At 73.0% G+C, this 18174-nt stretch carries 18 protein-coding genes; 14 read left to right on the top strand and 4 right to left on the bottom strand.

Features of this window, described 5'->3' with window-relative positions:
- The first annotated feature begins 24 nt into the window (after positions 1-24).
- The 8 genes from ACIOGZ_RS00350 (at position 25) to ACIOGZ_RS00315 (ending at position 5181) form a co-directional block, all read left to right on the top strand.
- A complete protein-coding gene (locus ACIOGZ_RS00350; protein ID WP_400984161.1) occupies positions 25-1173 on the top strand; it encodes an epoxide hydrolase family protein in 1149 nt (382 codons plus the stop codon).
- A gap of 311 nt (positions 1174-1484) precedes the next feature.
- Positions 1485-1727 (top strand): hypothetical protein, encoded by a 243-nt coding sequence (locus tag ACIOGZ_RS00345; protein ID WP_363579608.1) that lies wholly within the window; start codon positions 1485-1487, stop codon positions 1725-1727.
- Entirely contained in the window at positions 1699-2223 is a 525-nt protein-coding gene (locus tag ACIOGZ_RS00340) for a DUF6879 family protein (RefSeq protein ID WP_400984158.1), read from the top strand. Before ACIOGZ_RS00345 ends, ACIOGZ_RS00340 begins: the two co-directional genes overlap by 29 nt.
- A gap of 26 nt (positions 2224-2249) precedes the next feature.
- A complete protein-coding gene (locus ACIOGZ_RS00335; protein WP_363579610.1) occupies positions 2250-3098 on the top strand; it encodes a helix-turn-helix transcriptional regulator in 849 nt (282 codons plus the stop codon).
- A gap of 97 nt (positions 3099-3195) precedes the next feature.
- Positions 3196-3405, top strand: coding sequence for a hypothetical protein (locus ACIOGZ_RS00330; RefSeq protein WP_363579611.1), 210 nt, complete (start codon positions 3196-3198; stop codon positions 3403-3405).
- Between the two features lie 109 nt (positions 3406-3514).
- Positions 3515-3754, top strand: a complete 240-nt coding sequence (locus ACIOGZ_RS00325; protein WP_363579612.1) for a DUF397 domain-containing protein — start codon at positions 3515-3517, stop codon at positions 3752-3754.
- A gap of 79 nt (positions 3755-3833) precedes the next feature.
- A complete protein-coding gene (locus ACIOGZ_RS00320; protein ID WP_363579613.1) occupies positions 3834-4274 on the top strand; it encodes a hypothetical protein in 441 nt (146 codons plus the stop codon).
- 127 nt (positions 4275-4401) lie between these two features.
- The gene (locus tag ACIOGZ_RS00315) at positions 4402-5181 is read left to right on the top strand and encodes a VOC family protein (protein ID WP_400843672.1); all 780 of its coding nucleotides are present in this window, start codon (positions 4402-4404) and stop codon (positions 5179-5181) included.
- Positions 5182-5281: 100 nt separating this feature from the next.
- Here ACIOGZ_RS00315 and ACIOGZ_RS00310 read toward each other — a convergent pair whose 3' ends face one another.
- Positions 5282-7018, bottom strand: coding sequence for a 2-isopropylmalate synthase (locus tag ACIOGZ_RS00310; protein WP_400984155.1), 1737 nt, complete (start codon positions 7016-7018; stop codon positions 5282-5284).
- Positions 7019-7199: 181 nt separating this feature from the next.
- Between ACIOGZ_RS00310 and ACIOGZ_RS00305 the strand changes: the two genes are divergently transcribed.
- From ACIOGZ_RS00305 to ACIOGZ_RS00280, 6 genes are all read left to right on the top strand, one after another.
- The gene (locus ACIOGZ_RS00305; protein ID WP_363579616.1) at positions 7200-7892 is read left to right on the top strand and encodes an FCD domain-containing protein; all 693 of its coding nucleotides are present in this window, start codon (positions 7200-7202) and stop codon (positions 7890-7892) included.
- A gap of 269 nt (positions 7893-8161) precedes the next feature.
- A complete protein-coding gene (locus ACIOGZ_RS00300) occupies positions 8162-11197 on the top strand; it encodes a nitrate- and nitrite sensing domain-containing protein (RefSeq protein WP_400984152.1) in 3036 nt (1011 codons plus the stop codon).
- Complete coding sequence (locus ACIOGZ_RS00295; RefSeq protein ID WP_363579618.1) at positions 11194-11649, top strand: roadblock/LC7 domain-containing protein; 456 nt, start codon at positions 11194-11196, stop codon at positions 11647-11649. Before ACIOGZ_RS00300 ends, ACIOGZ_RS00295 begins: the two co-directional genes overlap by 4 nt.
- 5 nt (positions 11650-11654) lie before the next feature.
- Positions 11655-12119, top strand: a complete 465-nt coding sequence (locus ACIOGZ_RS00290) for a DUF742 domain-containing protein (RefSeq protein ID WP_400804632.1) — start codon at positions 11655-11657, stop codon at positions 12117-12119.
- A 3-nt stretch (positions 12120-12122) separates the two neighbouring features.
- On the top strand, positions 12123-12725 hold the full coding sequence (locus tag ACIOGZ_RS00285; protein ID WP_363579619.1) for an ATP/GTP-binding protein: 603 nt from the start codon (positions 12123-12125) through the stop codon (positions 12723-12725).
- 39 nt (positions 12726-12764) lie between these two features.
- On the top strand, positions 12765-13898 hold the full coding sequence (locus ACIOGZ_RS00280) for an FAD-dependent monooxygenase (RefSeq protein ID WP_400984149.1): 1134 nt from the start codon (positions 12765-12767) through the stop codon (positions 13896-13898).
- Between the two features lie 93 nt (positions 13899-13991).
- Here the strand turns inward: ACIOGZ_RS00280 and ACIOGZ_RS00275 are convergent, their stop codons facing one another.
- From ACIOGZ_RS00275 to ACIOGZ_RS00265, 3 genes are all read right to left on the bottom strand, one after another.
- Positions 13992-14753, bottom strand: a complete 762-nt coding sequence (locus ACIOGZ_RS00275; RefSeq protein WP_363579621.1) for a serine hydrolase — start codon at positions 14751-14753, stop codon at positions 13992-13994.
- 73 nt (positions 14754-14826) lie between these two features.
- Positions 14827-16401 carry an alpha/beta hydrolase gene (locus tag ACIOGZ_RS00270; RefSeq protein ID WP_400984146.1) on the bottom strand — a complete coding sequence of 525 codons (1575 nt, stop codon included), beginning with the start codon at positions 16399-16401 and terminating at the stop codon, positions 14827-14829.
- A 207-nt stretch (positions 16402-16608) separates the two neighbouring features.
- On the bottom strand, positions 16609-18126 hold the full coding sequence (locus ACIOGZ_RS00265; RefSeq protein WP_400984144.1) for a hypothetical protein: 1518 nt from the start codon (positions 18124-18126) through the stop codon (positions 16609-16611).
- Positions 18127-18174 lie beyond the last annotated feature (48 nt).

Genomic DNA, 18174 nt, shown 5'->3' with positions numbered 1-18174 from the left:
CCCCATGCTTCGAAAGGCCCCGCCATGACCGCCGAAACCGACATCCGCCCCTACCGCATCGCCATCGAACAGCACCAGCTCGACGACCTGCGCGACCGCCTCGCCCGCACCCGCTGGCCCGACTCTTTGCCCGGCGCCGACTGGGACTACGGCGTCCCGCTCCACTACCTCCAGGACCTGGCCGAGTACTGGCGGACCGGCTACGACTGGCGCGAGCACGAAACCAGGCTCAACACCTTCCCGCAGTACACCACCACCCTCGACGGCGCCAACGTGCACTTCCTGCACGTCCGTTCACCCGAACCCGACGCCACCCCGCTGATCATCACGCACGGCTGGCCCGGCTCGGTGGCCGAATTCCTGGACATCCTGGGCCCGCTCACCGACCCCCGCGCCCACGGCGGCGACCCGCGCGACGCCTTCCACGTGGTCGCGCCCTCCATCCCGGGCTACGGCTTCTCCGGACCGACCGGCCAACTCGACTGGGACTACCGGCGTGTGGCACGTGCCTGGGCCGAACTGATGGACCGCCTCGGCTACCCGCGCTACGGCGCCCAGGGCGGCGACTGGGGCTCCGGCATCTCCCGCGAACTCGGCCTCGCCGCCCCCACCCGGGTCATCGGCGTGCACGTCAACACCTCCCCCACCTTCCCCACCGGCGACCCGTCCACCCTCGACGCCCTCGACCGCGAACGGCTCGACACCTGGGCCCGCCACCAGGCCGAAACCTCCGGCTACACCGCCGTCCAGGCGACCCGCCCGCACACCGTCGGCTACGCGCTCACCGACTCACCGGTCGGCCAACTCGCCTGGATTGTCGAGAAGTTCCGCGAATGGACGGACTGCGACGGCGGCGTTCCCGAAGGTGCCGTGCCCCGGGACCACCTCCTCACCAACGTGATGCTGTACTGGCTGACCGCCACCGCCGGCTCCTCCGCGCGGCTGTACAAGGAGTCGGCCCGCAACGGCTGGACCGAGGCCACCCCCTCCACCGTCCCCACCGGCATGGCCGTCTTCCCCCACGACATCACCCTGCCGGTCCGCGCCTTCGCCGAACGCATCGACAACATCGTGCACTGGACGGAGTTCGACCACGGCGGCCACTTCGCCGCCCTGGAACAGCCCGAGTTGCTGGTGACCGACATCCGGACCTTCTTCCGCACCCTGGCGTGACGCCACCCGTGACTGGTCGGATGTTCTCAGCTCATCAACTCGCCAGCTCAGGCCCGAAGTAGTCACGCAGTCGAGCGATCTTCCCGTCCCGGATGCGGAAGATCTGCTGCGGCGTTCGGGACACGGCGGCCTCCCTGGGCTCAGGCTCGGAAGGCCGCACAATCCCAGCGCCGCCCCGGCTCCATGCCGGTCACAATGAGTGCCCGGATCACCCGAGTGCGCAGATCAACCGCTTGTAACCTCTTGACTACAGCCTGGCTGCGGGTGGATGGTCTTGCACATCCATGCAACCGCGAGGCACGGAGGGAACGATGGCACTAACCTTCATCGCCAAGGACCCGAACACGGATGGGGCCAACTGCCCGACGGTGTGGGTCGACAAGGACGCGGGGGAATTCGTCATTCAGGGCTGGAAGGTCGACCAGGCAACCGAAGAGGAGTGCTTGGCCGCAGGGCCGATCCCCGACAGTGAGACCGTGCTGCGGCTGCCCGTCCGCATGGCTGCCGCTCTCAGGGAGGCTATTGATGTCGCCGAAGGCGCCCACGTTCGTTGAGCTTCTGGACGCCGCCCAGCGCTCGGCGGTTCACCTTGAGATGCGGGACTCGTACGACGACCCGGACGAGGCCCCGCGCGTCGCCGCATGGCGGGCGGGACATCGCCACAACCTGGCCGACCGCGCCTCCTGGTGGCGCCCTTGGCTCGATCTCGTATCGGGCGCGGTGGCGCGGGGTGTCGAGATCCGCCGCGCGCGAATCGTCTCCGAGCCGGTCAGCGAGTACACGCAGTACCTCCACGAAGGCACGTTCGCCAATGTGTCCGCGGGCGAGCAGATCCGGTGGCTGCCGCGTCGCCGGGCATCTGACCTCGCCCTTCCCGGTAACGACTTCTGGGTGTTCGACGACACGGTTGTGAGGTTCGGCCACTTCTCGGGGGCGGGTGCCTATCTGGGCGACGAGGTGACGGGGGATCCTGCCGTGGCGAAGCTCTGCGCCTCGGCGTTCGAAGCGGTCTGGTCGCGGGCCGTTCCTCACGAGAACTATCGGATCTGACCTACGAAGCACCGGACTGCCAGCTCATGCCCACATCTCCGTCATCCAGCGTCCAATCAGCACGCAAAGCGCTCGCCGCCCGCCTGCGAGACCTCTGCAAGGACGCTGGACTCAACGGGCGTGAGCTGGCTCGCCAAGCCGGCTGGCATCCCTCGAAATCGTCTCGGATCATCAACGCGGTAACTCCGCCGTCCGATGAGGACATTCGGATCTGGTGTCGGCTGTGCAGAGCCGACGATCAGACCGCCGATCTCATCGCCGCATCACGCTCAGCGGATGAGATGTACGTGGAGTGGAAGCGCCTCCAGCGTACCGGGCTCAGGAGGTTGCAGGATTCCTATGTGCCCCTGTTCGAGCGCACCCGCGTGTTCCGGGTCTACTGTTCGACAGTGGTTCCCGGGCTGTTTCAGAACCACGGTTACGCAACGGCGTTGCTCTCTTCCATCACCCGCTTTCGCGGCACGCCCGATGACGTGGCAGACGCCGTTTCCGCCCGGCTCGCACGGTCGCACATCCTGCGGGAGGGCGACCACCGGTTCGCCGTGGTGGTGGAGGAGTCCGTCCTGCGATACCGGGTCGGCGACGCGGACGCGATGTCTGGGCAACTCGGTTACCTGCTGGCGATCATGTCCCTGCCCGCCGTGTCGCTCGGGGTCATCCCCCTCAACGCCGACCGGGACATCTGGCCACTGGAGACGTTCAGCGTCTACGACAGCGAACAGGCGCAGGTCGAAACCCTCACCGCTGCCGTGACCATGACCGCGCCGGGCGAGATCGCCCAGTACCTCGCCGCGTTTCAGAAGCTGTCCGACATAGCGGTGTACGGCACCCCGGCCCGCGCGCTGATCACGGCGGCGATTGATGCACTCGGGTGATGGGCGTGCAATCTTGTAGAACCTCGTAGAGACCAACCGCCTACCCTCCGTAGCGTCTTCCTCATCAACGAAGCGCCCCAGGAAGGGAGCCGGCCAGATGTCTCTGCGTGAGATCGCCCAGCGTGAACCCGAGCCGGCCGCACCGGACTCCGGACTGTGCCCCACCTGTTGCTGGCACGACGCCATGGCGCGGGAGGCGTTCAAGGACCCGGAGGGCTTGGACCGTTCGAAGCTCACGGACGTGACGGTCCTCCGGCGGAAGCATCGCGAGGTCGGGGAGTGCCTGAACCCGGACACCGCCGCGTGAGGCAAACCCAACAGACTCCCGCATCCGGCCATTTGGGGAATCCGACCGCGTGCGGGTGCACCACCGCGTGGGAACGGATTCCCCTTTCACCGAACAGGAAGGCAGTGCAGTGAGCGACCTGTACGAGATCGAGATCCCGGCCGGACTCGCCGCCTACAAGGCGCGTGGCGGGAACCAGGGTGGGGGTGACGACGGGGAGTCGTGCGTGACCCTGCAGGAGGTGCCGGGGGTGGCCGGCGGTTTGTGGGTGATGGGCGACACCAAGGCGCCGGGGCGGGAACTGCGCTTCACCACCGTGGAGTTGAGCTCCGCCGGCATCGACCCGGACCGCTTCACCGCCTCCGCCTGACGCACCACCTCGCACCAGCGGGCCCCGCTCCCAACGCAACTGGGAGCGGGGCCCGCCTCACACCCAGGGTAGGGCGCTCATGGATCACTGGAACAGGCCCGGCCTCCACTGGCACTGCTACGCGTGGGCGGGCAGCAAGCGACCCGACGACGCCGAGCGGCGGTCGCCGGAACCGCAGAACGGCTCGCGGCCCGAATGGGGCAGCCCCATACCGCCGTTGGAGGTCATGCACTGGCTCGCCAAGTCGGCGGCGCAGATCAGGCTCACCACCAACGACCCCGCCGAGGCGCTCGACTGGCTGGGCAAGCAGCTCGCCGACTCCCCCGCTTCGGAGGCCGACCTCCCCGCGTTCACCCGGCTGGATCACGCCCTGGCGTTCCTCGACACGTTCCCGCACGACGTGGTGTGGACGTACTGGACACCCGGCCAGCAGCTCCGGTCGGTCGCCGCCGTGGCGTGCCCCCGGACGTTCGGCCCCACCTCCGAAACGCCCCCGCTCTGCCCGCTTCGACGGCGGTGACCGGCGCTGACCGGTGCTGACCGGCTCGTCACCGGCCGCCCGGCGGGTCGTGACAGCGTGTCGAGTGGCGGCGCACGGTCCGCGACGAGAGGGTGACCGACGCAGGACCTCACCTGAAGGAGCGAGAATGCCCGAAGTCACCACTCCGTACCCGACCGGCACCCCGTGCTGGGTCGATCTGATGGCGCAGGACCAGCAGGCGGCACTGGATTTCTACCGCGACCTGTTGGGCTGGCAGGGGCAGGTCGGCCCGGCCGAGTTCGGCGGGTACGCGGTCTGCGAGCTGAACGGCAAGCCGTCGGCCGGGATCGGACCGGCGATGGCGCCGGAGGGGATGCCCACCCCGCCGACCGTGTGGACCAGCTACCTGTCCACCACCGACGCCCAGGCCACCCAGGACGCGATCGTCGGCGCGGGCGGCACCCTGCTCGTCCCGGCGATGGACGTCGGCGAGCTCGGCCGGATGCTGATCGCCGCCGACCCGCAGGGCGCGGTGTTCGGCGTCTGGCAGCCGGGCGAGTTCTTCGGCGCCCGGGTCGTCAACGAGAGTGGCGCGCTGATCTGGAACGAGCTGCACACCAGCGACCTGCCCGGCGCCACCGCCTTCTACGGCGAGGCGTTCGGCATCGAGATCGAGCCGGCGCAGGGCGCCGAGCAGTACTGGGAGCTGCGGGTCGGCGGCCGGGCCGTCGGCGGGGCCTCGCTGCTCGCCGACGACCCGCCCGGCACGCCCGCGCACTGGCTGACGTACTTCGCGGTGGACGACGTCGACTCCACCGTGGACGCCCTGGTCAAGCACGGCGGCACCGTCCTCGCCCCGCCGTTCGACATGGTGGCGGGCCGGATGTCGGTGGTGACCGACCCGCAGGGCGCGCCGTTCGCGGTGATCGCACCGAAACCGATGTAGGCGGCGCGGCCCACCGCGCACGGTGTCGCGGTGGGCCGTCTCCGTACAACTCCCGTCCGTACGGGTCACTCCGGCGCGACGGCCGACGGCGGCCCGTCCGTCACCCCCGCTGCGCGCGGCCGACGGCGCTGAGCACCGCCCGTACGCCCGCCGTGAGCACCGAGCCGTCCCGCCCGGCGCCCCACACCACCTGTCCCCCGACCCGGGCCTCGACGTAGACGACGGCGTCGGTACCGGAGCCGGCACCAGCGCCCGCACCCGCACCCGCACCCGCACCAGCCCCGACGGCGTGCTCGCTGAAGTGCAGGATGTCGACCCGCAGCGCGTCGGCCACCGCGTCGAGCGGCCCGGCGCCCTCGCCGCGCCGGCCGTCCACCTCCGCCCAGTCGTCGCCGGCCTGCCACGGCCAGTCCGGCGCCGCGTCCAGGTACTCCGCGCGGAAGAGCCCGTACAGTCCCTCCGCCGTCACCTCCCGCCCGCTGTCGTCGGTGGCCTCCTGCACGACCCGGGAGAACTCGATCTGGAGCCGCCTCGGCAGTTCCAGCCCGTGCCCGGTCTGGAGCAGGTAGGCGATGCCGCCCTTGCCGGACTGGCTGTTCACCCGGATGACCGCCTCGTAGTCGCGGCCGAGGTCGGCCGGGTCGATCGGCAGGTACGGCACCGACCAGGGCGCCTCGCGCGCCGGGACGCCGGACTCGGCCGCCACCTTGGCGTGGTGGGCGAAGCCCTTCTTGATGGCGTCCTGGTGGGTGCCGGAGAAGGCGGTGTGCACCAGGTCCCCCGCGTAGGGGTGGCGCTCGTGCACGGGCAGCCGGTTGCAGTGCTCGACGGTGCGGCGGATCTCGTCGAGGTCGGAGAAGTCGAGCATGGGGTCGACGCCCTGGGTGTGCAGGTTGAGCGCCAGCGTCACCAGGTCGACGTTGCCCGTCCGCTCGCCGTTGCCGAACAGGCACCCCTCCACCCGCTGAGCGCCGGCCAGCACGGCCAGTTCGGCGCAGGCGACGCCCGTTCCCCGGTCGTTGTGCGGGTGGACGGAGAGGATCACCGACTCGCGGCGCTCCAGGTGCCGGTGCAGGTACTCGATCTGGTCGGCGTAGACGTTGGGGGTGGCGATCTCGACGGTGGCGGGCAGGTTGTGGACGACGGGCCGGTCGGGGCCGGCGTCCCACAGTTCGGTGAGTCCGTTGCAGACCTCCAGGACGTAGTCCGGTTCGGTCAGGTTGAACACCTCGGGCGAGAACTGGAAGCGCACCCCGGGCCGGCCGTCGGCCCGCCGTGCCAGGTGGGTGGCGGCCTCGGTGATCAGGGCCCGCAGTTCGTGCCGGTCGCGCCCGAGGACGACCTCGCGCCAGAGCGGGGCGGTGGCGGTGTAGAGGTGGACGACGACGCGGGGCAGGCCTTCGACGGCCTCGAAGGTGCGGTCGATCAGGTCGGCGCGCGCCGCCGTGAAGACGACGACGGTGACGTCCTCGGGCACCGCGCCGGGCACGGTGGCCAGTTGCCGGACGAAGTCGAAGTCGGTGCGGCTGGCGGAGGGGTAGCCGACCTCGATCTCCTTGAAGCCCATGGCCAGGAGCAGGTCGAACATCCGCTGTTTGCGTGCCGGGTCCATGGGTTCGGCCAGTGCCTGGTTGCCGTCGCGCAGGTCGACGGGGACCCACAGCGGGGCGTGGTCGATCCGTCGGCCGGGCCAGCGCCGCATCAGCGCGGGGACGTGCACGCGCTCGTGGGCGGGCCGGTAGCGGTGGGAGGGCATGGCACCCGGGCGCTGCGGGTTCCAGGCGGGGGCGGTGACCGGGACGGGGCCGGCGGGGGTACGCAGGGTCGGGAATCGCATGATGAGTCCTTACGGAGGTACCGGTGGACCGGCAGGACGGCGCCCCGCAGCGGGGTGCCGGTCCGGTCACGCCCCGCTGCGGCCACCAAGAAGAAGGCCACCCGGAGGGAGACTCCACGGCTGCATGCCGGGTAGACTAACCACGAACCAAGTCCTCAGACAAGCTGACAGGTGAACGCGAATGCCCCCGCTCGGCCCCCTCCACCGCTCCCCCCTGGTCGACCAGGCCACCCGACGCCTGGAGGAGCAGATCACCGCCGGACACTGGCCGGTGGGCGGGAAGCTGCCGGGCGAGGTGACCCTGGCGAAGGAGCTGGGCGTCGGCCGCTCGACCGTCCGGGAGGCGCTGCGCGCGCTGGCCGGCGCCGGGATGGTGCAGAGCCGGCAGGGGTCGGGCGTGTTCGTGACGGCGGACCGGCCCGCCCTGGACTGGCCGACCCGGCTGCGCCGGGCGGAGCTGGCGCACGTCTACGAGGTGCGCACCATGGTCGAGGTGCAGGCGGCCCGACTGGCGGCCGCGCGCCGCACGGAGACGGACCTCACCTCCGTGGACACGGCGCTGGCCACCCGGCTGGCGGCGGGCGGCGCGGACGACGCGGCCTTCGTGGACGCAGACATCGCGCTGCACACCGCCGTGGTGGCGGCCGCGCACAACCCGGTGCTGGACGACCTGTTCGCCCAGTTCGCGCCGGTCCTGAGGGAGCACCTGGTGGACCTGGTGGGGGTGCTGGGGCTGCGCAGCGGGGACCCGAACCACGGCTACGCGTCGCACGCGGACCTCGTCGGGGCGCTGCACCGGGGCGATCCCGAGGAGGCCGGGCGGGTGCTGGCGGCCGAGCTGGAGGCCACCCGGTCGCGCCTGCTGGCCGACTGAGCGGAGCGGGCGGAGCGGGCACCGAGGCCACCGACCGACCGGTCGGGCGAATATCCGGAGCGCGGACACACAGTTTTCACACGGCGGCCACCCGGCCGCCCGCTCCGATGGCCGACGCCTCGTCAACCCGCTCCGAACTGGGATGCTTCGAGCACGCACGATCAACCGTCAGATGACATTGTGTCCGGAGCGTGTGTGACCACGGCCCAGGCGGCGAACGCACTTTCACTCCAATCACACGGTATGACTAGTATCGCCTCGTCAAGCCCGTGCCCCGGACGGCCGCCCCGCTCAGGCCGGCCGCCATCCCCAAGGAGACTGCTCTGCGCGCGCGTGCGAATCGGCGGCCCCCGACGCCGAAGGCCCCCCGCAGGCGTCCGCGCCTGTCACTGCGGACGGCGCTGCTCGTCCTCGCCGTCGTCCCCAGCATCGCCCTGGCCGCCCTGTGGGCGGTCACCAGCGGCGAGACCGTCTTCGACTTCCAGCGCCAGGCCGCCCAGGGCCTGCTCGCCCAGAAGGCCGGCCAGCCGTCCAACATCGTCTACTACAGCCTCCAGGAAGAACGCCGGCTCAGCGCCGAGGCGCTCGCCCGGCCCGGCGGCAACACCGACCAGCTGCGCCGCCAGCGCCAGCAGACCGACGACGCGGTCCGCCAGTTCCAGGTCCTCTCCGGCGAGACCGCCGACAGCGCCCCCGAAGAGGTCCGAACCGCCGTCACCGAAGCCCGCCAGGCGATGGGCAAGCTCGCCGAGCAGCGCACCGCCGTCGACCACGGCTCGATCGACCAGCAGGCCCTCTACGCGTACTACACCGACCTGATCGCCGTCGACCTGCGGCTGTTCACCGCACTCAGCCGCGTCGACGCCGGCGAGGTCACCTGGGTCTCCAAGACCCTGGTGAACACCTTCTGGGCCAAGGAGATGCTCGCCCGCGAGGACGCCATCCTGGCCCGCGGCTGGCCCACCGGGCGACTCTCCGCCGCCGACTACCAGCAGGTGCAGCAGGCCGTCGGGGCGCAGGAGCACCTCTTCACCGTCCAGGTCCTCCCGTACATCCCGGACGGCGAGGCCGCCGCCTGGCACGACCTGATGAACAGCCCCGCCTGGCAGGCCAAGGCCGCCGTCGAGCAGTCGCTCACCAAGCCCACCGCCGCCGAGGCCAACGGCACCGTCAAGCTCCCCGCCGCCCAGGACCAGTGGCGCCAGGCCCTCGACCAGCTCAACCCGCAGCTGGTCAAGGCCATCGAGAACCGAACCAGCGCCATCGTCGACGTCGGCAAGGGCACCATCCTCTCCCTCCTCACCAAGGTCGTCCTGACCACCGTCGTCGGCCTGATCACCGTCGTCGCGGTGATCATCGCCTCCTGGCGGCTCAGCCGCTCGCTGCGCCGGCGCATCAAGGAACTCCAGACCCAGGCCGAGGAGATGGAGCGCACCCTCCCCGAGGTCGTCGAACGCCTCGGCCGCGGCGAGCAGGTCGACGTCGAGACCGACAGCCGCACCATCACCGCCGGCCCGCACGGCAACGGCACCGACGAGCTCGCCCGCCTCGGCCAGGCCCTCAACCTGGCCCGCGCCTCCGCCGTCGAGGCCGCCGTCAAGCAGGCCGAGCAGCACCGAGGCTTCGAGCGGCTGCTCCAGCGCATCGCCCGCCGCACCCAGCTGCTGATCGGCCGCCAGCTGCGCAAGCTCGACGAGCTGGAGCGCAAGCACGAGGACCCTGAGGTCCTGGAGGGCCTGTTCGACCTCGACCACCTCACCGCCCGCCTGCGCCGCTACGAGGAGAACCTCGTCATCATGGCCGGCGGCCAGCCGCAGCGGCGCTGGCGCAAGCCCGTCCCGCTGCTGGACGTGCTGCGCGCCGCGCAGGGCGAGGTGCAGGACTACCGCCGGATCATGATCGACGTCGAGGGCCACCCGTGGCTGTCCGAGCGGGCCGTCGGCCCGGTCGCGCACGTGCTCGCCGAGCTGATGGAGAACGCCACCACCTTCTCCAAGCCGCCCACCCCGGTCGAGGTCCGGGCCGCCATGGTCGGCCGCGGACTCGCCGTCGAGATCGAGGACCGCGGCCTCGGCATGGACCCCGAGCAGTACGACGCCGCCAACGAACTGATGAGCCGCCCGCCCCGCACCGACGTGCTCGCCCGGGCGGACGACGTCCGCCTCGGCTTCTACGTCATCGCCCGGCTGGCCGCGCACAACGGACTCAAGATCGAGTTCCGGCCGTCCGCCTTCGGCGGCACCCGGGTCGTCGTGCTCGTCCCCGACGAGCTCGTCATCGACGGCGACGCCGGACTCCCCGACGCCGCCCCCGTCGAACCGATCCCGCTCGTGCGGCGCTCCCGCAAGGCGCTGCTCACCGCCTCCAACGAGGCCCCGGAGCCGGAGCCGGCGGGGCCGCCGGTCGCGCCCGTGGACTCCTTCCCGCCGGGAGAGTCCTTCGCGCCGGCGGAGCCCCTCCCACCGGTGGAGGCCTTCGCCGCGGCCGAATCCTTCCCCCCGGTGGAGGCGTTCGGGCAGGTCCAGCACGTGGAGCAGCCCGGGTACGTCGCACCGCTCGGGTACGCGGAATCGCTCGGGTACGCGGAACCGCTCGGGCAGACCCAGCAGCTCCCGCACGACCCGCTGACCGCCCCCCTCCAGGCCTTCGGGCACGTCGAGTACGTCCAGCCCGAGGCCGCGCCCGCCGCCGAGCCCGCGCCGTTCCCCGTCCCGTACGCCGAGCAGCCGATCGAGCACAGCTCGCCGGCCCCCGACGCCCCGGTCGACCAGCTGCCCTCGCACGACGTGCCCGCCTACCCGGACATCGCCTACGCCCGGGTCACCGACGCCGAGGCCCCGTACGCCGACGAGCAGTACCGCCCGGCCGACCACTACCGGCTGGCCGAACGGCGCCGGCGCCGCGAGTACGCCTCCGCGGTGCCGCTCAGCCCCAGCGAGACCGAGCAGCCCCCGCTGCCCCAGCGCGTCCGGCAGGCCAGCCTGGCCGCCGAACTGCGCGTCCCGCCGGCGCCCCGCCCGCAGTGGGCCGAGCCCGCCGCCGAACCCGCCGCCCCGGCCACCGAGCCCGCCGGCGGCCCCTTCCAGCGCCCGGCGAAGCGTTCCGGTGCGACGATCGGCGCCTTCCAGCGCCAGTCCCGTGCCGCCCGCGCCCAGGACAGCGGCGAGCACCCGCTGCCCGGGGCCGTGACCCCACCGGCTCCCCCCACCGCCCCCGCCGGCTCCCCGACGCCCGCGCCCGGCCCCTCCCCCTGGGCCCTGCCGGCCGCGGACCCCCGAACCACACGAACGGATGACCAGTCATGAACCGAACGATCGCCACCCACCAGGACCTGGACTGGCTGCTGGACGGACTCGTCGACTCGGTGCCCGGGACCAGGAACGCCGTCCTGCTCTCCGACGACGGCCTGGTCGTCAGCCACTCCCGCACCATCGAACGGGCCGACGCCGAGCGCCTCGCCGCCGTCGCCACCGGCCAGCAGAGCCTGGCCCGCGGCGTCGGCCAGCTCTTCGACGGCGGGGCCGTCCACCAGGTGATCGTCGAACTCGCCGAGTGCTGGCTGTTCATCATCGCCGCCGCCCGGGGCACCCACCTGGCCGTCGTCGCCTCCCAGGAGGTCGACGCCGAGGTCATGTCGGTCGCCATGCACACCCTGGTGCAGCAGGTCGGCCAGAAGATGACCACCCCGGTGCGTGCCGAGGCCGGCGCCGCCTCCCCCGCCGGCTTCGACGCCTTCGCCGCCCGGAACCGGAGCTGACACCGGTGGGCCCGTACGGGAGCGGAAACGGGAGCGGGCAGCGCGGCGGGGTCCCGCACTGGAGCGAACTGCCGGACGAGGACGCCGAGGACGAGTCGGGCGCCATGGTGCGCCCGTACACCATCACCCGCGGCCGCACCGCGCCCGAGCGCGACGACCTCACCCTGATCACCGTGCTCACCACCGTCGAGGACGAGGCCACCCGGGCCCTGGCGCGGGGCAGCCGCGCCGGTGCCCGCGGCCTCCAGCCCGAGCACCGGATGATCCTCGACCACTGCCGGCGGCCCGCCGCCGTCGCCGAGGTGTCGGCCGGCCTGGACCTCCCGGTCTCGGTCACCAAGATCCTGTTGGGCGACCTGGTCGCCCAGGGCCTGCTGCGGGCCCGGGCACCGCTCTCGGTGGCCCGGGCCGCCGGAGGCGTGGACCTCGGCCTGCTCACGGCCGTTCGCGAAGGACTCCGGAGACTCTGAACCATGGCAACACCCCACCCCAGCAGTGCCGCTGACGCCGGCGTCGCCACCGCGCCGGCCGCCGTCAAGATCCTCATCGCGGGCGGCTTCGGCGTCGGCAAGACCACCCTCGTCGGCTCCGTCAGCGAGGTCGCCCCGCTGCGCACCGAGGAGTACCTGACCCGGGCCAGCGTCGGCGTGGACGACCTGTCCGGCGTCGACCAGAAGGACACCACCACCGTCGCCCTCGACTTCGGCCGGATCACCGTCAACCCGGACCTCGTCGTCTACCTGTTCGGCACCCCCGGGCAGGAACGCTTCTGGTTCATGTGGAACGACCTCGTCAACGGCGCCCTCGGCGGCATCGTCATCGCCGACACCCGCCGGCTCGACACCAGCTTCGCCTCCATCGACTTCTTCGAGAGTCGGGGCATCCCCTTCGTCGTCGCCATCAACTGCTTCCACAGCCACAACACCCGCACCCCCGACGAGATCCGCGCCGCCCTCGACCTGGACCCGCAGGTACCGATGCTCCTCGGCGACGTCCGCGAACGCGCCTTCGGACGCGACCTGCTGCTCGCCCTGGTCGACCACCTGATGGACCTCTCCGCCGCCCCCGTCGGCTGAACGTCGGCTGAACCACCTCCCTTCCCCAGGAGCTACCCCATGACCTCACCCCTGCGCGTCCTCGTCCACGGCGGCGGCATCGGCGGGCTCACCCTCGCCACCGCCCTCGCCAAGCGCGGCCACCACGTCGACGTCGCCGAACTCCGCGACCAGCTGGAAGCCCTCGGCGTCGGCATCATCCAGCCCTCCAACGCCCTCCACGTGATGCGCGAGATAGGCGTCCTCGACGACTGCCTCGCCGCCGGCTTCGAGTGGGAGGTGCTCACCATCTGCGACCCGACCGGTGCCACCCTCGCCAAGATCCCGCAGCCCCGGATGGGCGACGCCCCCTCCAACAACGGCATCCCCCGCCCCGCCCTCGCCCAGGTGCTCGCCACCGCCGCCACCCGGGCCGGCGCCACCCTGCGCTTCGGCACCACCATCGCCGACCTCGCCGAGGACGCCGACGGCGTCGACGCCACCCTCACCGACGGGCACCGCGACCGCTACGACCTCGTCGTCGGCTTCGACGGCATCGGCTCCCCGCTGCGCAAGCGCCTCTACGGGGAGAAGTACGCGCCCGAGTACACCGGCTTCGCCAACTGGCGCGTCACCCTGCCGCGTTCACCCGAGGTCCAGGGCGTGGTGATGTCCACCGGCAACCTCAAGGCCAAGGCACTGCTCACCCCGATCACCGACGACCTCATGTACCTGGGCTCGGTGTTCGCCGAGGCCGAGGACTTCCGGCCCGACCCCGGGCACGCCCACGAGCAGCTCGCCGAGCGCCTGGCCGGCTTCGGCGGCCCGATCGCCGAGGCCCTCGCCCAGGTCACCGACCCGTCCGCCGTGGTCTACTCGCGGATCTCCCAGGTCAGCGTCGAGGAGCCCTGGCACGTCGGCCGGATCGCGCTCGCCGGCGACGCCGCCCACGCCTCCACCCCGCACCTCGCCCAGGGCGCCGCGATGGCCGTCGAGGACGCCCTCGTCCTCGCCCAGAGCCTGGACGCCGCCGAGGCCGTCCCCGCCGCGCTCGCCGCCTGGGAGGAGCGCCGCCGGCCCCGCGCCATGTGGGTCCAGGCGCTCTCCCGGGCCGTCCTCAAGCAGGAGACCGGCACGCCCACCACCCCGGAGGAGGACGAACTCCTCAAGGTCGGCATCCCCGGCGCCGCCCACGTCCTCGTCCAGCCGTACTGACCGCTGTCCCGCCTGCTGCGCGAAGCCGCGCAGCAGGCGGGCGGGCGGCCGGCCAGCTCTCGCGTCGGCTCGCGCGGCAGCTCACGCGTCGGCTCACGCGCCGGCGAGCTCGTGCCGCCGCCGCCACACCGCCGCCGAGACCCGGGCCAGCAGCCGGGCCGCCGGGTCCGTGCGGTCCTCGCCCGAGGCCAGCGGGCCGGTGTAGCAGACCGCGATCAGGTAGGGCGGGCAGTCCTGCGGGTGGACCAGGCCCACGCTGTGCCGGGCGCCGGGCACCCAGCCGTTCTTGAAGGCGATCCGGGTGCCCGGCGGCAGGCCCGCCGCCAGGTCCACCCGGAACGCGTTGCGCTCCAGCAGCGCCAGCAACTCCGGCTCCCCGCCCAGGGAGTGCAGCAGCCGCACCAGGTCCCGCGCGCTCACCAGGTTGTGCACCCCGGCGTCGCGCGCCGCGTAGTCCTCGATCCCGCGCGGGCTCGCGCTGCGCGTCGCCCCGGCCCGCCGCCACGCCTCGGCCACCGCCGCCCGGTCGACCCGGGCCAGGCACAGGTTGGTGGCCAGGTTGGAGGAGTGCGTGATCATCCGTTCGGCGAGCAGCCGCAGCGGCACGTGCGTGCCCAGCAGCTCCCACGGCAGCGGATCGCTGTCCCAGTCGGGATCGTTGCCGAACTCCCCGCCCACCACGGACTCGAACCGGTTCACCACCGGCACCTCGGCATCGAGATCCGCCCCGCCACGGGCGAGCGCCGCCAACACCGCGACCTTCATCGTGCTCGCGGCATCGTGCAGTTCGTCCGGCGCCCGCACGAACACCGGCTCCGCCTCGCCCGCCCAGGGGGCCACCACCACAGAGAGCATGGCCGCAGCCTAGGGCAGCCTTCGGCTGGTCAGGAAGGGCTGCCCACGGCTGCTCGGCACTGTTGAGGGCTGCTCAGGACTGCTTGGCGCAGGTGCGGTCCTTACCCGGCAGCCGGCCGGTGGCCAGGTAGGTGTTCACCGAGTCGTCGACGCAGGCGTTGCCGTAGACGCCGAAGCTGGTGTGCTGGAAAGCGCCTTCGAGGGTGACCAGCCGGGAGCTGGGCAGCATGCCGTGCAGGGCCACACTGCCCCGGTACGGGGTGCGCGGGTCGTTGCTGGCGGCCACGATCAGCGCCGCGGTGTCGCGCCGGACCCGGGTGGGCTCCTCGCGCGGCGCGTCCCAGAACGCGCACGGGGTGATGTTCTCGGTCATCGGGCTGAACAGCGGGTGGGCGGCCCGGCCGCGCTCGATGTCGCGCCAGTACTGCTCCGGGTCGCGCGGGGCGGCCACGTCCCCGCACAGGATGGCGGTCTGCACGCTGCCGGTGGCCGAACCCGCGCTGGTGAACGTCCCCCGCAGGAAGGCGGCGAAGCCGGGCGACACCCGGGTGGGCCGCCCGTCCGCGGCCCCGGCCAGCACGGACAACTGCTCGGCGAGGCCCGCCCGCGCCGGATCGAGGTCGCTCGCGATCCCGGCGAACACCAGGGAGGGGACCTGGCTGCCGTCGAGCCGGAAGACGTCGGGGGCGGTACCGACGGTGAGCGGCTCCCGCTCGGCCGCCGCGACGACGCGGTCGATCGTGGCGCGCACCTGCGCGCGGGTGTCGCCGAGGCCGTAGTCGGCGTGGTGCGCGGCCGCCCAGTCGGCCCAGCCGTCGAGCGCCCGCTCGTGCTCGTTCTCGGTGCCCCGCATCAGCCGGGGGTTGTAGCTACGCGGGTCGATCCCGCCGTCGAGGACCACCCGGTCGTAGCGGCCGGGGAACAGCTGGGTGTAGGCCGTGCCCAGGTAGGTGCCGTACGAGTAGCCCAGGTAGGAGATCTTCCGTTCGCCGAGCGCGGCCCGGACGACGTCCAGGTCGCGGGCCGTGTTCCGGGTCGTGACGTGCGGCAGCACCGAGCCGTTGGTGGCGCGGCACCGGTCGGCCACGCTCCTGGCCCACGCCGTCTGGCGGTCGAAGACCGCCCGGTCGGCGCTGGCCGAGGGCAGGACGGGGCCGGTGGACAGGCCGCAGTCCAGCGGAGTGCTGCGGCCGACGAAGCGCGGGTCCATGCCGATCACGTCGTAGCGGGCGCCGGCCTCCTTCATCGCCCCGCGCACCAGTACGGAGTTGGCGAGGCCCGGCCCGCCGGGGCCGCCGAAGTTGAGCAGGAGGGAGCCGATCCGGTGCCGGGTGTCGGTGGCCTTGAGCCGGGAGATCGCGACGGTGATCGTCCGCCCCCGGGGGGCGCTGTAGTCGAGCGGCACGGTCACGTCCGCGCAGCGCGCGCCCGCGCTCTCCAGGCCGCGGCCCACCTCGTCGTCGGGGCCCAGGACGCAGCTGCGCCAGTCGAGGCGCTGGTGGTGGTAGCGGTCGAGTCCGGCTCCGGCGCTCGCGGGGCCGCCGTCACGCTCGGCGGCGGCGGCCGTGGCGGCGGGCGCCGTGGCGAGGCAGGCGGTGAGGGCGAGGCCCGCGGCCGCGACGCGGCGCAGGGCCTTGGGGGTGGTCATGCGGTCTCCTGACGATGACGGGTGCGGATGCGGGTGCGGATGCGCAGGAAGTCGGTCAGGCCGACTTCCTGCGCGTCAGCCTTCCAGCGCACCCGGCGCCGGATCATCGCCCTGGGACACGAACTGTCGGTACGTCAGGAGCAGTAGCCCCGCTGCCCGGCGTACCACCCGGGCAGTAACCGGACCTGAGCCCGGGGCGGTTCCGGGTCAGCCGCTCGGGCGCGGGGACGGCAGGGCCGCGGAGCCGGCCGCCAGGGGCCATTCGCGGTGGAACGGCGGCAGCGGGTACGTGCCCTCGATGACCGGGGTGCCGAAGACCTTGAGGTGGGCGAGCAGCGAGCCGTTCAGGTCGACGCCGCCGACCAGCGACCAACTGCCCTGGGCCTGCGGCGGGTTGCCGGAGGAGTCGGCGGTCAGCGAGCCGTCGGCCCGGGCCCGCAGGTAGGGGGCGACGGTGGTCTGGACGCCGACGGTGTCGTAGAGGCCGACGGAGACCTCGGCGCCGAGCGCGGCCCGCACCCCGGCCCTGCCGGTGAGGCGCACCCGGACCGGGGAGACCTTGGTGTCGGCGTCGGTGGTCGGGGTCCAGCCCTTGCCGCCGGTGTAGTCGGCGCGGACGGCCCAGGTGCCGGTGGCCTCCTGTTCGGCCTCCAGGTGGACCTGGCCGTCGGCGCCGACCTCCAGGTAGCAGGTGAGCTTCAGGTTGACCACGACGGGCAGTCCGGCGACGGTGAGCACCGGGCTGGCCTGCAACGTGGCGAAGGGCAGCCGGACGGGCGCGGCGCCGGTGCTGCGCGCGACGTCGCCGGTGACCTTCCACTGGGCGTGGGCGCCGAGGTCGAAGCCGATGGAGGCCGTGCGCGGGCTGCCGGCGGCGGCGCCGTGGTAGGCGAAGTGGACGGCGGGGTGCAGCTGGAGGGAGCCGGAGGCGTCCACGCTCGCGCCGTCGGGCAGCGGGACGGGGGCCTTGACGTCGACCTCCAGGGTGCCGGAGGCGTCGGCCTTCACACCGCCGCCGTCCGCACCGACGACGGCCTTGAGGTCCTTGACCAGCGGGGTGACGGTGATGCCGTGCGGGTCGACGGGCACCGGGCCGTCGGCCTCGGTGCCGCCGAGGAGTTCGGCGAGGGTGGCGGGGCGGGTGGTCAGGTTGAGGCTGGCGCCCGCGCCGGGGCGGACGCCGGTGACGGCGACCAGCGCGCCCTGGGGCGCGGCGGCGGTGGGCGGGCTGGCGATGAGCTGCCCGGGCTGAACGGCGGGGGCGGGGGTCGGCGTCGCGCCGGCGGTCGCGGTGGGCCCGGCGGCCGGCGGCGCCGAGAGGACGGCCGTGCCGCCCGCCGGGTCGTACGCGGTGAGCTGGAGGTTCTGCCCGGCGGGGGTGGCCGCGCCGCCGTCCTTGGCGGGAGCGGCCACGGCGGCCTGCCGGTCGCCGGCCGGGGCGGCGGTGACCGGCGTACCGGCCGTACCGGTCGGCCGTGCGGTGGCAGCGGCGGTGGTCGGGGCGGCGGCGGCCCGGGCGCGGGGGGTGCCGGCGGCCTGGGCTGTCGGGGCCTGACTGCCGGCGGCGGACGCGGTCGTGGTCGTGCCGGTGGTGACGGCCGCTTCGGTGGTGCCGGCGGTGGCCTGCGGAGTGCCGGAGGTGGTCGGCCCACAGGCGGCGACCCCGGCGAGGGCGAGGGTGAGGAGGGCGGGGCCGACGGCCCTGCCTATGGAGCTTTTGAACACGCGGCGTCATGTTACTGACGGGGAATAAGTTTGTCGAAGACAGGCCAG

The organism is Kitasatospora sp. NPDC088160 (assembly GCF_044741445.1).
Lineage (GTDB): Bacteria > Actinomycetota > Actinomycetes > Streptomycetales > Streptomycetaceae > Kitasatospora.
This window is presented reverse-complemented; position numbering and strand designations above follow the sequence as displayed.